This window comes from Pantoea sp. B550 (genome assembly GCF_024158165.1).
In the GTDB taxonomy this organism is placed as follows: Bacteria; Pseudomonadota; Gammaproteobacteria; order Enterobacterales; family Enterobacteriaceae; genus Pantoea; species Pantoea alfalfae.
In genome coordinates this window covers 2,380,727-2,396,289 of sequence record NZ_JAMYXI010000003.1, presented here as the reverse complement: position 1 = coordinate 2,396,289, position 15,563 = coordinate 2,380,727, and the positions used below count along the sequence as shown (strand labels likewise).

Genomic DNA, 15,563 nt, shown 5'->3' with positions numbered 1-15,563 from the left:
CTTTTTTATCATTCCAAATCGTTTTGGATAATTCGTGTCATTTCAGGGCGGTCACTTGCAATATCAGCGCGTTAGCCTGCCTCAGGAGGCAGATGTTAATGCCAGCTTAATTTACTGCGGCTCAGCCTTTGCTTTGGAGCTGAGCCGCGTCAAAACCACACAAAAAACCACAAATTTGATTAAAATATAAGCAACGCAGCAGAGAAAATGATTCCTTGCTTGACTGTGTTGCCAAATTAATGTTTTCTGTATTTAAACGCTGCTCAATATCACAAATTTTAATGAATCTTGTCGCATGAGAAGATGAATTTGCTAAGGTGATGTCAGTGTTAACCAATACCCTGCGGCTGCATTAATTATTCAAATCATAGCGGCCGCAATGCTTTCCCTGGTGTTGGCGCAGTATTCGCGCACCCCGGCCTCGGCTGGGGTCATTTTTTTCCGGGATATGACTGACCCTGCTCTGCCACCCAGTCGCGCAATACCTGCACATCGTGTCGCCACTCATGCTTCAGCTCGTCAATCCATTCAACAACGTTGTCCCACCACGCCGGTAATTCAGGACTCTGAATCTGTTTCGCCAGCATCTGCAAACGCTGCAGCCCGACCGAACCCGCCGCCCCTTTAATCTTGTGCCCCTCTTCAGCAATGCCTTTCTGATCGCGCGCCATCAGATTCGATTCCAGCACAGCAAGATAGTCCGGCATCATCTTTTCAAACATCGTCAGGCTTTGGGTAATCAGGCCCGGACCAACCAGCTCGATATACTGTTCGAGCATCGCCACATCCAGCAGCATCCGGGTTTTGTCGTCGCTGGCATCTGCGGTTTCCTCTTCCGAATCTGCCTGATAATCCCAGTATTTTTTGATCATTGCGGTCAGGGCCGGCACTGCCAGCGGTTTGCTCAGAACATCATCCATTCCCGCATCGAAATACTCTTTTTTGTCTTTAAGCACGTTGGCGGTCAGCGCAACCAGCGGTGGCAGATGCGTTCCCTGATACTGCTGGCGAATCGCACGCGAGACATCCAGTCCGGTCATATCGGGCAGTTGAATATCCAGCAGCACCAGATCAAACTCCAGTGGGTCGAACATCGCCAGCGCTTCGCTACCGGTCATGGCGACTTCGACGCTGCAACCCAGCTTCTCAAGCACCGAGCGCGCCACAATCACATTCAGCTCAATATCTTCCACCAGCAGCACGTGCAGCGCCGGGAGTGGCAGGCTGTCGTCCAGGCCTTCATCTTCCACCTCTTCAGCAATGCGTGGCGCTTTGATCTCAACCGTGAAGCATGATCCCTGTCCTGGTGCGCTGTGTACGCGGATGTCACCGCCCATCGCCTGCGCCAGACGACGTGAAACCGCCAGCCCGATACCGGTGCCGGTCGCCGGTTTACCGCCATGCTGATCTTTGACCTGATAGTACATCGCAAAGATCTTATCCTGCTCCTCCTGACGAATACCCATACCGGAGTCCTGCACCTCAAAGCGCAGCGTTTCGTCCTGCTCATAGACTACCCGCACCACGATTTCGCCCTGCTGAGTGAACTTCACGGCGTTACCAATCAGGTTCCACAGAATCTGACGCAGACGCGTTCCGTCCGTCGAAATCATATGCGGCAGCGGCAGTTGCGGCGCAAGCACAAACTTCAGTCCTTTTGGCTGGGCCAGCAGGCCGGAAAGATTTTCCAGATCGGCGAGGAAACCGGTAAAGTCGAGGGGCTGATTATCCAGCTGCACTTTGCGGCGCTCGATTTTGTCCACCTCAATCACATCATTAAAGATGTTGCCCAGCGTGATGGCAGAGACGTGGATGGTCTTCAGATATTTCAGCTGTTCCTGGTTAAGGTCGGTATCCAGCAGAATGCGACTCAGGCCGACAATGCCATTAAGCGGCGTACGAAGCTCGTGGCTGATCGTAGAGATAAAGGTGGTCTTCTCCCGGCTGGCGTTCTCTAGCGCGTCCTGATAGCGCTTACGCTCCGTTATATCGCGACCAAAACCCATCAGTCCGCTGCGCTTACCGACGCGGTCGTAATAAGGCACTTTACGGATCTCGAAACAGGCTTTGCGCCCGTCGGGATATTGCAGCCACTGTTCATAGGTCAGCGAGACGTTATGACGGAACACTTTCTCGTCCGTTTCCAGCACCTTCGTTGCCGCTTCATCGTCGTAGATATCGCGTGGCGTCAGGCCAATCAGCTGTTTTTCGCTTTTACCGGTCAGCAGTTCCATCGCGCGATTACAGCCGGAGAACTGCTTATCAATGTTGCGATAGAAAACCAGGTCAGGCGAAGCATCCAGGAAGGAGCGCAGGAAGGAGGATTGCTGCTCCAGCTCAATCTGTGCCTGCTCGCGACGCGTCACCTCTTCACGCAACTTGTCCATCACCTGTTCGCGAGCCAGCTCCGCCTTCTTACGATCACTGATCTCCTGATTCAGCTGCGTGATGGTCTCTTTCATCTGCTGGTTCAGTTCCAGGTCGCGGGTTCGCATCTCTTCCAGCTTATCCACCAGCCGTGCCAGCCGTTGACGCGACTCCTCCAGCTGATCGACCACCACCGACAGAAAATAGACCGCCCAGGGCGTAATCAGCAACCCGAAGAAGACCGAACGCACCACGTCAATGCTCTCGACATGACCCCGCAGTACCATCGTAACCGCCATCTGGACAATCATCGCCAGCACCACCAGCGCAGATGCCAGCAACAGTGAGAACCTCACCAGCCCAAGCTTGACCATTAAATCAACGTAGTACTGCGCCAACAGACGAATTTGTTTCATAACAACTCCCTGGAAGAGAAACAGCCTCATAATAGCGTAGTTAGCCTGCTGGCGTCCCGGCACGTCGCGTGGAGATACGGGATCAAATGCGCTTTTATGGTGCATTCGCATAGCCGATCGGCGACGTTAAGGACAAAGGGCTTAAAACCCTTGACTGATTGTGCCAAATGAATAATCTGTAATGCCGCCATCGAATCCGTGATTTCTCCGTATGGCCTGTTTTCAATATCCTGGCAATGTCCTGTTGCGCAGGCACACCTTGTTTACATGCATACCCATTCAACTTAAATGCTGTTTTAAGCACGCCCGTGTTGATTAATTTTTCTTATAACCAACCGCTGTTTCATTCAAATAGACGGACATAAGAAAAACAGATACATGCTATGCATCAACGGTTCTGAACAGCATTTAATGCTGTCTAACACCCCGTCACCAGCATGGTGCAGAGATCTGACGCCTGCACTACAGTGAGTCAGTTCACATTTATGGGCCTATCGCCAGGCTACAGAGTGATACATTTTAAACCTTAAAAACCCATTAATTCATAAACTTAATCACATAAAACACCTATTTACCTTGTCTGACCGCCCTATTTGACCTGATTACTCTTTCCCGATAAGTTGGAAATCCGCTGAAAGCTTTCCAGACGGGCCATTGTCTCGGCATATCTATGCAACAAGAAGACTCCCGCGCGGTTTAAGTCATCTCCTTTAAGAGACCGGAAATCAGAGAGCAGCTCAATTAAGGACGTTTTATCGATGTCTGGAGAGAAATGCTCAGGGCTATGACGCGCGCTCGACAGAGCATGGCGATGAAAATGATAGCGCTCGTTGCGCTCAGACCCTGAAACAGTGCAGGTAATGTCAAAGCAGTTAAGGAGACCCTCAATGTCCACTAAAAAACCTCAATCCTATGGCTTGTATGATCCGACAGCAGGCAGTGACAGCTGTGGTGTAGGTTTCATTACGCGCAAGGACGGCGAGCAGACCCACGAAATTCTGCAGATGGCGCATAGCGCCCTGTGCACGGTACCTCACCGCGGCGGTATGTCAGCGGAAGGCGTTGGCGACGGCGCGGGGGTCAACGTTGACCTTTCCCTGCACTTCTTCCGCAAGATTACCGGCCAGCCGCTGGAAGCAGGCCGCTTTGGCGTCGGCAACTTCTTTGTGCCGAAAGATGCTGCGCTGCGCGCGAATGCTGAACGTCTGGTAGATGAGACACTCAGCAGCTTTGGCCTGCCGGTGATCATGAAGCGTGACATGCCGCTCGACAGCAGCGTGACCCGTCCGGCCGCCGTACAGTTTCAGTTACCGATTCTGCAGTGGATTTTCACTGCGCCACAGGACGTGGTTGACCAGAACGACTTCGAACAACGCATCTACCGCGCCCTGTTAACGATTGAAGCCCGCGCGTTTACCGAAAGTGAATTTGGTGGCCTCTATCCGCTGTCGCTGTCGTCGCGTACCCAGGTGTTTAAAGCTCGTCTGAACTCCAATGAAGTGATCCCCTACTTCAAAGATCTGACCGATCCTGATCATCAGGTGCGCGGGCTGTTTTTCCATACCCGCTTCTCCACCAACACCGATCCGCATACCACGATGGCCCAGCCGTTTCGCCTGATGGCACATAACGGTGAGCTGAACACGGACCGTAAAAACCGCATCGCTGAGTCCGCGCTGGCACTGGCCCGTGGCAAGAAAATCGTGCGGCCGAAAGGTCAGTCCGACAGCTCACGTCTGGATCAGAGTATCCACAGCCGTCTGATGGAAGATAATCTCGATCTCATCACCGCCGTGGTTTCAATGATGCCGCCCGCCTGGGAAAACGACAGTTCACTGCCAGCAGAAGTGCGTGACATGCTGGAGTATTTCTCTCTTTATGAAGAGAAAAACGACGGGCCGGCGGCATTAATCTTCGGCAACGGCGAAGTAATTGGTGCCCGCCTTGACCGTCTTGGCCTGCGTCCACTGCGTTCAGTTGAAACGGCGGAGTATATTGGGGCGATGTCAGAAGCCGGCCAGATCGCCTTCCCACCGGAAAGCGTGTTGCGTCGTGGCCGTATCGAAGCAGGCGGCATGCTCTATTTCGATCATCGTGAAAAACGCAGCTACACCACGCTGCAGGCGCTGGAAAAACTGGCTGCAGAGAAAGATTATTCGGCGCTGCTGCGTGAAGCCCGCGTCGGTCTTGACGATCTGCCTGAGATCCCGGCTGAACAGCAGGGTTCACCACTTCGTTATCGCGGCGATCTGAAAACCTATCAGCGCTTTGTGGCTTACTACTACAACCAGGAAAGCTTCAAGTTCATGATGGACCCGATGCTGAATACCGGCGCAGAGAAAATCTCCGCGATGGGTTACGGTAACGCCATTAACGGTTTATCCGATCATGAAGGCGGCATGGCGCACTACTTCTCTCAGCGCTTTGCTCAGGTGACCAACCCACCGCTGGACTCAATCCGCGAAGTGGATGGCATGACGCTGCGTGTCGCGCTGGGTGCGAAACCCCATCTGGGCCGCAGCAAGGGGCGTCAGATTGTGGTACCGACCCCCATCCTCAGCCATCTTGATATGCTGCGTTTGCGCGAGCAGACCATCGCCCCTTATGCGCGCTTTGAAATGCTCTATGAGCCGGTAATCGGCAAAGATCTGCTGAGCACCACCGCGAACGCCAATGCGCTGGAAAAAGCGATTGATGACCTGGCGCAACAGGTAGTGGATTTTGCCCGTGCACAGGGTGGCATCGCCGTGCTTACCGATCGTCACATCTCGTCAACGCACGCCGCAATCCCGATGCTGCTGGTGGTTTCTGCCATCAACCAGCGCCTGGTGCAGGAAGGTCTGCGTCTGGATGTTTCTCTGGTAGTGGAAAGCGGCCAGAGCATCTCCTCGCATCACATAGCTGCCACCCTCGGCTTCGGAGCTTCCGCTATCTATCCACTGGGTGTACAGATGCGTGCAGAGGAGAAATTTGGTGAAGGTGAAGAAGGTAACAAAGCCTTTAAGCGCTATGCCAAAGCCGCTGAAAAAGCCCTGATGAAAACCATGGGCAAAGTCGGTCTCTGTACCGTTGAGAGTTACAGCAGCGGTGAATTCTTTGAGCCTAACTTCCTCAACACTGATGATCCGGTGCTGAAAAAGTATTTCCCGAATATCAAAACCCCGGTGGGTGGCGCAGGCTTTGCAGCCATCGCGGCAATGGCCGTTGACTGGCATCAGAGCGCGCTGAAGATTCAGGGCGAGTCTGAAGTGCCGTTGCTGGGCCTGTTCAAAGAGCGTGCCGAAGGCGCCGGTCACTCCTACGGTACCATCGCCGTGCGCACCTTCATCGACATGACTGAAGAGCCGATTCGCTTTGCCGACAAAGCGCGCGAAGAGGACAACTTCATCCGACTGATGACGCTGGCAAAACTGGATAACGCCTTTGGCATCAAGCCAGAGACGTTTAAGGACAGCAGCTTCGAGCGCATTCCGGATGACGTGATCAACAACTTTGCGATTACGGCCGATTATCGCCAGTTCTCAAGTCTGATGTATGAAGAGCGTAAACGTCGCCCGGCGGCCCTGCGCGACATCCTGACCTTCCCGGCTGACCTGACCCACATCGACAGCGAAGCGGAGTTCCGCCGTAAGCTTGGGCGCTACTCACTGACCAACAACGGCTTTGCTATTCGCGGCATGGAGTGTGAAGCGGTAGATGGCAGCCTGAATCACTTTATGCTGCGTCTGACCGATGCGATTGAGGGGCTGAAGCCAGAGAGTGAACGTTTGCAGAACCTGTCCCGCGCCCTGAAATCCCGCTTCGGCGACGATATCGAGAGCAGCGACGTGGTCACTGGCGGTCTGAAAGTGACGGCGTACGGTAAAGCGGCAGATTATCTGTCACGTATTTTTACTACCCTGCCCTCACTGCCGCTAAGTGAAGTGCAGCCAGCCTGCGAAATTACCCGTACCTTTGCTTCCGGGGCAATGAGCCATGGTGCACTGGTCGCTCCGGCTCATGAAGCGGTCGCACACGGCACCAACATGGTCGGCGGCATGAGTAACTGCGGTGAAGGCGGCGAGCATTATTCCCGTCACGGTACCATCCGTGCCTCCCGTATCAAACAGCTGGCTTCGGGGCGTTTCGGCGTCTGGGCTGCCTATCTGGCGGATCCGATGCTGGAAGAGCTGGAGATTAAAATTGGTCAGGGTGCGAAACCTGGCGAAGGTGGTCAGTTACCGGCGGCCAAAGTGACCGTCGAGATTGCTGCGGCCCGTGGCGGTACGCCTGGCGTTGAACTGGTCTCGCCGCCGCCGCATCACGATACCTACTCCATCGAAGATCTGGCGCAGCTGATCCACGACTGCAAAGCGGCGCGGGTACGCGTTATCGTCAAACTGGTCTCCTCTGAAGGGATCGGCACCATCGCGGTTGGCGTAGCCAAAGCCGGTGCAGACGTGATTAACGTCGCGGGAAACACCGGCGGTACCGGTGCTGCCTCGGTGACCAGCCTGAAATATACCGGACGCGTGGCGGAAATCGGCATCGCTGAAGTCCATCAGGCGCTATGCGCCAACGGCCTGCGCGATAAAGTGCAGCTGCGCTGCTCTGGCGCGCAGCAGACCGGCAGCGACGTGGTGAAATCTGCTCTGCTGGGCGGTGACAGTTTTGAGTTCGGTACGACGGCGCTGATGATGCTGAAATGCGTGATGGCGAAAAACTGCAACGTTAAGTGCCCTGCTGGTTTAACCACTAATGCCGAAGCCTTTGATGGCGATCCGCGTCAGCTGGCACAGTACTTCCTCAATGTGGCACATGAAGTGCGTGAGATTCTGGCTCGCATGGGCCTGCGTTCCCTGCGTGAGGCTCGAGGTCGCTCTGACCTGCTGCACCTGATGGATCATCCACTGGAAGTCGGCAAACTCGACTTACGCGCCATGCTGACCGTGGTACCTGAGCTGAAAATCGACAAGCCGGTTTATCTGGAAAAAGATTTTGAGCTGGATGACGGCTGGGTTGAGCAGCTGAAATCAGCACTGGTCGATCAGGGCAATACCGACGTCGCACTGGGCAACGGCATCGTGCTGAACAACCGCAACAAAAGTGTGGGCGGCCAGTTAGCGATCGACATTGAACGCATGCTGAACCATGAACTGAGTGCGGCGCAGTTGCAGGCGATGCCTGCGGTGATGACCGACGATCGCGGCCGCCGTTATCTGGCCCCTGAGAGCGTAAAAATTTCCACCACCGGTTCTGCTGGTCAGTCATTTGGCGCGTTCTGCAACGATGGCATGCAGCTGGCCCACTACGGCACCTGTAATGATGGCGTCGGCAAGGGACAGTGTGGCGGTGAGCTGATTGTCATGTCACCGGGCGGCGGCGCGCAGGATGGCGACGGCAACGTGCTGATTGGTAACTTTGCGCTGTTCGGCGCAACTGGCGGACGTCTATTCGTGCAGGGTCAGGCTGGTGATCGCTTCGCGGTGCGTAACTCAGGCGCAACGGCCGTGGTTGAAGGCGTCGGTGACTTCTGCTGCGAATACATGACTAACGGTGCCATTCTTAACCTGGGCACCTTTGGTAAAGGATTTGGCAACGGCATGAGCGGCGGCTTTGCTTACCAGTACGATCCGTATGGATCGCTGGCCAGTCACGCTGCCGGTGATTCAGTGCGGTTCGGCTCGATTGCCGATCAGGATGAGATGGCGCAGGTGCACAAGCAGGCAGTGCTGACCATGCTGAACTGGCATCTGGAAGCGACCAAATCGCCGCGTGCCGCCTGGCTGCTGGAGAACTGGGAAACCGAGTGTCACCATTTTGTTTACGTGATGCCGCGCTCGCTGCTGCTCTATCAGGATGGCGGCGAGATCCTCAAAGCCAAGAGCCGTAAAGATCTGCTCGAAGAGCTGTCGACAGCACTGGCAGGCCATCAGGTAGCGAAATTCAAAGCCGCGTGGCGTCAGGGTAAAACCATCGCCAACGGTGCCGTCCCGGCTTATGGCGCAACCGATACGCAGGAGATGTTTGTCCTGCTGAACAACTACACCGTGCTGAGTTTTGCCCAGCAGCTGGCACTGGCGAAGTTGCCGAAAGGTACACCTGTTGAAGATGCGGCGGTGGAAAAAGCGGTGCGTAATCTGCTGATGACTGAAGACTTTTCGCTGGTGAGCAAGCTGCAGCGTCATGCCCGTTCGGCCATCGAGAGTTACAGCGATGACGAACTGGCGAGTCTGATCGGTACCAAACGCATGTCAGATTACAAAGCGGCGCTGACGCAACGTAACATCCGCTCCATGGACAGTCTGGCGACCTACGGCTGGATCATGTATCAGGATGCCTGTAACCGGGAAGTGCTGGGCCACCTGCCTGACTTTGAAGAGCTGTTTGCACGTGCGGCATTGCCGGAAATCGCCGCTGCGGTGGGTAAACTCTCCTGACAGTGATACTGATCAGGCTGAACTGAATATTATTAATTGATCATTGCCCGGATTAATCGTTGTACCGGACAGAGGCTGAACCGCTTTCCCATGCTGCACACGCTGCGGCGCGGGGAGGCGGAACCGCTTTCAGACCGGGGAACGCCACTGATATCGGGCGAGAACGGGATTGAGTAAAAGTACCCATGAAAATTCCTTATATTCCAGAAGATGCACCTTTTAATGGCGATCAGAAGTACTGGCTGGCTGGCTTTCTCGCGGGGCTTCACTCCCGTTTGCTGGTATTAGAAGACAAGCAGCAACCTGCCGCGGGTACAGGCGCAGCCGCGACCACGCAATTGCATATTCTTTACGGCTCCCAGACCGGCAATGCCGAAGCGCTGGCGCAGACTGCTGCAAAATCTGCCCGTGCGAAAGGCCTGGTGCCGGTGGTGCAGGCGCTGGGCGATGTCGATCTCGACGTGTTTGCCACCATGCGTCATGTGCTGATCGTCACCTCGACCTATGGTGAAGGTGAGATGCCGGACAACGCACAGCTGTTCTGGGATGCGATCTCTGCCAGTACCGCACCGCGTCTGGAGCAGATGCATTTCGCCGTACTGGCGATTGGCGATACCGGCTACGATGGCTTCTGTCAGGCAGGCAAGTTCATTGATATGCGCCTTGAGCAGTTGGGTGCGAAACGCGTGGTTGATCGTATCGATTGTGATATCGACTACGAAGAACCTTCCAGCGAGTGGCTGAACAGCTCAATGCCACAGTTTGCCGCCAGCGCAGGCAGCAGCGGCACTGTGCTGGAGAGCGCGCCTGAAGCGCCAGTCATCCCAGGCAGTAACAAATCGAATCCGTATGCCGCCGCGCTGATCACCAACAAGCGTTTGTCAGGCGAGCAGTCAGCCAAAGATATTCGTCATTTCGAATTCGACCTGTCGGACAGCGGCCTGAAGTATGAAGCGGGCGATGCGCTGGGCGTGATTCCGGTCAACGAGCCGTCACTGGTCAGCCTGCTGCTGACGCAGCTTAATGCTGATTACCAGACACCAGTACCTGGCTTTGACCGCAGCCTCGGCGACCTGCTGACCTATCAGTTTGAAATCTCTGAGCCGTCACGCAAGTTAATCGAATGGGTTGGGCAGAACACGACCAATCAGGAACTGCGTCATGTCTTACAGCATGATGATAAAGATGCACTGGGCGTCTGGCTGTGGGGCAAAGATACCCTCGACCTGCTGCAGCTTGAGCTGACACGCACGCTGGCGGTGCCTGAGTTTGTTGCCCTGCTGCGCCCGCTGCAGCATCGTGCTTACTCTATTTCATCCAGTTCTAAAGCACACCCTAACCAGGTACATCTGACCGTTGCCTCGGTGCGTTATCACAGTGGCGGCCGTAATCGCGGTGGCGTCTGCTCGACCTATCTGGCCGAGCGCGTGCGTCGTGGTGAGAAGCCCGCCATCTTTATCTCACCCAATAAAGCATTCCGCGTCCCTGCCAATAACAGCGCACCGTTGATCATGGTGGGACCGGGTACTGGTATCGCCCCATTCCGTGCCTTCCTGCAGGAGCGCCAGGCAACCGGCGCGCAGGGCAAAAACTGGCTGTTCTTCGGCGATCAGCATCAGGAACATGATTTTATCTATCAGGATGAGCTGCTGGCCTGGCGGGATAACGGCTTGCTGACCCGTCTGGATCTGGCGTTCTCGCGCGATCAGGAGAAGAAGATCTACGTACAGAGCCGGATGCTGGAACAGGGCGCAGAGCTTTATGCATGGCTGCAGGAAGGAGCGTACTTCTACGTCTGTGGTGATGCCTCACGTATGGCGAAGGATGTGGATAATGCGCTGTATGAAGTGGTTCGTCAGTTTGGTGGTCTCTCTACCGAGCGTGCTGCGGACTATGTCGATCAGCTGAAGAAAGAGAAACGCTACCTGCGCGACGTTTACTGATCGCGAAGGTCTGCTGATAAAAATCCGGCTTGCGCAGGCAGCCGGATTTTTTTATGGCTGACAGGCAAAAAAATACCCGTCGCATGGACGGGTATTCACGATTATGTCACGGCTATTTCACGACGCGCAGTGAAGGCCGTCCGCCACGTGGTGGTGGATCGTCATCAGGCGGCGTCTCGTCATCGCTGGCATCGTCAGGACGGTCGCCATCAATCACGGACATCATAGTCTCTTCCTGACCCTCTGACGCTTCCTGCATTCCCAGCTCATAGGCTGGTTCCGGTTCAAACATCGTTCCGGCACCGTTTTCACGTGCATAGATCGCCAGAATCGCCGCCATCGGCACGTTAACCTGGCGAGGAACGCCACCAAAGCGGGCGTTGAACGACACCTGATCATTGGCCAGGTCGAGGTTACCGACAGCACGTGGCGCAATGTTCAGGACAATCTGACCATCACGCGCATACTCCAGCGGCACCTGCACACCCGGCAGATTAATGTCGACCACCAGATGCGGCGTCAGCTGGTTGTCGAGCAACCAGTCATAGAAGGCGCGCAGCAGATAGGGACGACGTGCAGTAAGTTGCGACATTTCCATACGTTAAGCCCGGGCTTGCAGGCGCATTTCACGTTCAGCTTCAGTCAATGAAGCAAGGAAAGAGTCACGCTCAAATACACGGTTCATGTAACCTTTCAGCTCTTTTGAACCCGAGCCGATCAGATCGATGCCCATTGACGGCAGACGCCATAACAGCGGCGCCAGGTAGCAATCGACCAGACTGAACTCTTCGCTCATGAAGTAAGGCGTACGGCCAAACAGTGGCGCGATGGCCAGCAGCTCTTCACGCAGTTGCTTGCGTGCGGCTTCGGCTTCCTGACCCGTGCTGTTCTCGACTTTCCGCATCAGGCTGTACCAGTCCTGCTCGATGCGATGCATCATCAGTCGGCTGTCACCACGGGCAACCGGATAAACCGGCATCAGTGGCGGATGCGGGAAGCGCTCATCCAGATATTCCATGATGATGCGTGATTCATACAGCGTCAGCTCACGATCTACCAGCGTTGGTACCGTGCGATACGGATTGAGGTCAATCAGATCCTGCGGCAGGTTATCCATTTCGACCTGCTCGATCTCTACGCTGACACCCTTCTCCGCCAGGACAATACGTACCTGATGGCTGAAAATGTCAGTAGGACCAGAAAACAGCGTCATTACCGAACGTTTGTTGGCAGCGACAGCCATGAAAACCTCCAAGTTTGTTCACAAAAAGATACTGCGAATAGCCAACCACACGGCGATTCACCAGCTTATCGAACTCGCACGCAACCTGGTTAGCCGCGTCACAGATACTGACGCCCCGACAGTGGGAAGGCGCATAACGCACCGGCCTGCGGGCGCAAAGTGACACAGAGTTTACCAGATTTTAGGCTGCTTGTGGGCGAGTAATGAATCTTTGCAGGTAAATTGAGCGCGACGTTACGGTTTTCGCGGGAAGTCGTGGGAAGGCAGAAAATAAAAAACCCGCCGAAGCGGGTTTTTTGAGCCAATTGCCACAGCCGGAGCTGCAAACAATTAACGCTTGGAGAACTGAGGACGACGACGTGCTTTACGCAGGCCGACTTTCTTACGTTCAACCTGACGCGCATCACGAGTAACGAAGCCTGCTTTACGCAGTTCGCCACGCAGTGATTCGTCGTATTCCATCAGAGCGCGGGTGATACCGTGACGGATCGCACCAGCCTGACCAGAAATACCGCCACCTTTAACAGTGACATAGAGATCGAATTTACCAACCAGGTCCAGCAGCTCAAGCGGCTGACGAACTACCATGCGGGCAGTTTCGCGACCGAAGTACTGTTCCAGAGAACGTTGGTTAATTACGATGTTACCGCTACCCGGCTTAATGAATACGCGAGCGGTAGAGCTTTTGCGGCGACCAGTGCCGTAGTTTTGAGTTTCAGCCATTGCCTTTAATCCCGATTAAATGTCAAGAACTTGCGGTTGCTGTGCCGCATGGGTGTGCTCGTTGCCTGCGTAAACTTTCAGTTTACGGTACATAGCACGACCCAGCGGGCCCTTCGGCAGCATGCCTTTAACCGCGATCTCAATCACACGCTCAGGACGGCGAGCAATCATCTCTTCAAAGGTCGCCTGTTTGATACCACCGATGTGACCAGTGTGGTGATAGTAGATCTTGTCAGTACGCTTGTTGCCGGTTACAGCAACTTTTTCTGCGTTCAGAACGATGATGTAATCACCCGTATCAACGTGCGGAGTATATTCCGCTTTATGCTTACCACGCAGACGGCGCGCCAGTTCAGTCGCCAGGCGACCCAAAGTTTTGCCCGTTGCGTCAACTACAAACCAGTCACGTTGGACGGTTTCTGGTTTAGCTGTAAAAGTTTTCATCGAAAAGCTTACCCAAATTAAGTTACACGTTGGTGAAATCCCAAACGCTTAAGTAAACGAATGAGGCTCACACGACCATTTTGACCAGCAAGCCACCCCTTCGGATAGAGTTACTGGAACACAGAGGATTTGGGAAAAAAATCCTTTGCTGTAACGTGGGGTCGCAAGATTATAGAGAAGTCGGTTACAAAAATCGAACCCTATTTCGGTATTTATCCTGTTTATTCTCACGGCAGGTGTGGCAAACGCAGATACTCTTCGCTCTGCATCTCCTGAAGTCGCGATAAACAGCGCTGGTATTCAAATTTCAGTCGCGTGCCCTGATAAATCTCGGTCAGGGACGTTTCTGCCGCGACCACCAGCTTCACATGACGTTCATAGAACTCATCGACCAGCGCCAGGAAACGGCGCGCCTGATCTTCGGTTTTATAAATCATCACCGGCACGTCATACAGCAGCACGCTGTGAAAACGGCGCGACAGCGCAATGTAGTCATGCTGGCTGCGGCCCTCTCCACACAGGGTCGTGAAATTAATCGCCAGTACGCCTTCGCTGACGCCCAGCGTCGGCATCTGGCGATGATTAATTTCCAGAACCGGTGCCGCTTCAGGCTGACTGCCTGACAGTGCTTTGAACATCCGGCCCATCTCGGCATGCGTCTCTGCGTTGAGCGGGAAGTTCCACAGATGTGCGGAGGTCAGCGTGCGTAACCGGTAGTCGATACCCGCATCCACATTCATCACATCACAGTGCCGTTTTATCTGCTCAATAGCAGGCAGGAAGCGTGCACGCTGCAAACCATTGCGATAGAGATCGTCCGGCGGAATGTTCGAGGTGGCGACCAGCGCAATACCGCGTTCAAACAGCGCTTCCATCAGCGTGCCCAGCAGCATTGCATCGGTGATATCGGAGACAAAAAACTCATCAAAACAGAGGATGTCGGTTTCGGCTTTGAATTTGTCCGCCACGATCAGCAACGGATCGCTCTGGCCCTGAAGCTGTGTCAGTTCTTCGTGCACCCGCAGCATAAAGCGGTGGAAGTGCAGGCGCAGTTTGCGATCGCCAGGAATAGACTGAAAAAAGAGATCCATAACCCAGGTCTTACCGCGACCGACACCGCCCCACATATAGAGCCCGCGTACCGGTTGTACCGTTTCGTTTTTCTCTTTGCCAATCAATTTAGAGAGGCGCCCCAGCAGGCCGGATGAGGAAGGCGCGGCGGATTGTTGCCGGGCAACCAGCGCCTGCTGCAGCGCGTCTAAACGGGTAATCGCTTCACGTTGTACGTCATCGGGCCTGAATTCGCCCTGCGACAGCGCCTGCTCATAGCGTGCAAGCGGAGTTGAGGTTTGCATTATTGTTTCAAAGTCCCTGAATGGTGTCTGATTGATACCACGGTTGCTGAAAAAAAGGCCGTTCTACACTAAGCCATGCTGCTCCGGAGTTCCACATCCATAAGATTAACGGGTATAGTGACTATTATTGAAATGGTGCAACGCCCTACGGAACAATGGAAAAAACACGGGAGTCATTATGACCTGGGAATACGGGCTAATTGGTTTAGTGGTAGGTATTATTGTCGGCGCAGTCGCCATGCGTTTTGGCAACAAAAAGCTGCGTGAGCAGCGCAGCATGCAGTACGAGCTGGAAAAATCGAAAGCGGAGCTGGCTGATTATCGCGAAGAGCTGACCAACCACTTCGCACAGAGTGCGGAGCTGCTGGACAACATGGCGCGTGACTATCGTCAGCTCTATCAGCATATGGCAAAAGGCTCGAATGACCTGCTGCCAAATCTGCCTGGCCAGAAAAATCCGTTTGCCTATCAGCTGACTGAAGCTGAAGCGGACAACGATCAGGTGCCGGTGCAGATGCCGCGCGACTACTCTGAAGGCGCATCCGGTTTACTGCGTGGCGAGCGCCCTGCCCGCGACTAATCTTTTTGGGGCGCAGCCTGTCTGCGCCCGCTGTTTTTGCGAACCCTGACCGCAAACGACTGTCACACTCATT

The 15,563-nt window shown here is 54.5% G+C and carries 9 protein-coding genes; 3 read left to right on the top strand and 6 right to left on the bottom strand.

Annotation, left to right across the window (positions count from 1 at the left end; genetic code table 11):
- Positions 1 to 431 precede the first annotated feature (431 nt).
- Positions 432 to 2,783 (bottom strand): aerobic respiration two-component sensor histidine kinase ArcB, encoded by a 2,352-nt coding sequence (gene arcB, locus NIM72_RS14120; RefSeq protein ID WP_161731782.1) that lies wholly within the window; start codon positions 2,781 to 2,783, stop codon positions 432 to 434.
- 887 nt (positions 2,784 to 3,670) lie between these two features.
- Here arcB and NIM72_RS14115 point away from each other — a divergent pair.
- Positions 3,671 to 9,202, top strand: coding sequence for a glutamate synthase-related protein (locus tag NIM72_RS14115; protein ID WP_253420820.1), 5,532 nt, complete (start codon positions 3,671 to 3,673; stop codon positions 9,200 to 9,202).
- Between the two features lie 185 nt (positions 9,203 to 9,387).
- A complete protein-coding gene (locus NIM72_RS14110) occupies positions 9,388 to 11,145 on the top strand; it encodes a sulfite reductase subunit alpha (protein ID WP_222924699.1) in 1,758 nt (585 codons plus the stop codon).
- A gap of 112 nt (positions 11,146 to 11,257) precedes the next feature.
- Here the strand turns inward: NIM72_RS14110 and sspB are convergent, their stop codons facing one another.
- The 5 genes from sspB to zapE form a co-directional block, all read right to left on the bottom strand.
- On the bottom strand, positions 11,258 to 11,743 hold the full coding sequence (gene sspB / locus NIM72_RS14105) for a ClpXP protease specificity-enhancing factor (protein ID WP_013359871.1): 486 nt from the start codon (positions 11,741 to 11,743) through the stop codon (positions 11,258 to 11,260).
- 3 nt (positions 11,744 to 11,746) lie between these two features.
- Positions 11,747 to 12,388, bottom strand: a complete 642-nt coding sequence (gene sspA, locus NIM72_RS14100) for a stringent starvation protein SspA (protein ID WP_003851135.1) — start codon at positions 12,386 to 12,388, stop codon at positions 11,747 to 11,749.
- A gap of 330 nt (positions 12,389 to 12,718) precedes the next feature.
- Positions 12,719 to 13,111, bottom strand: coding sequence for a 30S ribosomal protein S9 (rpsI, locus tag NIM72_RS14095; protein WP_008925401.1), 393 nt, complete (start codon positions 13,109 to 13,111; stop codon positions 12,719 to 12,721).
- A 15-nt stretch (positions 13,112 to 13,126) separates the two neighbouring features.
- The gene (gene rplM / locus NIM72_RS14090; RefSeq protein ID WP_008925400.1) at positions 13,127 to 13,555 is read right to left on the bottom strand and encodes a 50S ribosomal protein L13; all 429 of its coding nucleotides are present in this window, start codon (positions 13,553 to 13,555) and stop codon (positions 13,127 to 13,129) included.
- A gap of 227 nt (positions 13,556 to 13,782) precedes the next feature.
- Entirely contained in the window at positions 13,783 to 14,910 is a 1,128-nt protein-coding gene (zapE, locus tag NIM72_RS14085) for a cell division protein ZapE (protein ID WP_161731776.1), read from the bottom strand.
- A gap of 178 nt (positions 14,911 to 15,088) precedes the next feature.
- Between zapE and zapG the strand changes: the two genes are divergently transcribed.
- Positions 15,089 to 15,490, top strand: coding sequence for a Z-ring associated protein ZapG (gene zapG / locus NIM72_RS14080; protein ID WP_003848291.1), 402 nt, complete (start codon positions 15,089 to 15,091; stop codon positions 15,488 to 15,490).
- The last annotated feature ends 73 nt before the right edge of the window (positions 15,491 to 15,563 follow it).

What these genes read in the sequence shown, in the direction of transcription:
- arcB (WP_161731782.1), bottom strand. Translation starts at nt 2,783, where the DNA reads ATGAAACAAATTCGTCTGTTGGCGCAGTACTACGTTGATTTAATGGTC.
- NIM72_RS14115 (WP_253420820.1), top strand. Translation starts at nt 3,671, where the DNA reads ATGTCCACTAAAAAACCTCAATCCTATGGCTTGTATGATCCGACAGCA.
- NIM72_RS14110 (WP_222924699.1), top strand. Translation starts at nt 9,388, where the DNA reads ATGAAAATTCCTTATATTCCAGAAGATGCACCTTTTAATGGCGATCAG.
- sspB (WP_013359871.1), bottom strand. Translation starts at nt 11,743, where the DNA reads ATGGAAATGTCGCAACTTACTGCACGTCGTCCCTATCTGCTGCGCGCC.
- sspA (WP_003851135.1), bottom strand. Translation starts at nt 12,388, where the DNA reads ATGGCTGTCGCTGCCAACAAACGTTCGGTAATGACGCTGTTTTCTGGT.
- rpsI (WP_008925401.1), bottom strand. Translation starts at nt 13,111, where the DNA reads ATGGCTGAAACTCAAAACTACGGCACTGGTCGCCGCAAAAGCTCTACC.
- rplM (WP_008925400.1), bottom strand. Translation starts at nt 13,555, where the DNA reads ATGAAAACTTTTACAGCTAAACCAGAAACCGTCCAACGTGACTGGTTT.
- zapE (WP_161731776.1), bottom strand. Translation starts at nt 14,910, where the DNA reads ATGCAAACCTCAACTCCGCTTGCACGCTATGAGCAGGCGCTGTCGCAG.
- zapG (WP_003848291.1), top strand. Translation starts at nt 15,089, where the DNA reads ATGACCTGGGAATACGGGCTAATTGGTTTAGTGGTAGGTATTATTGTC.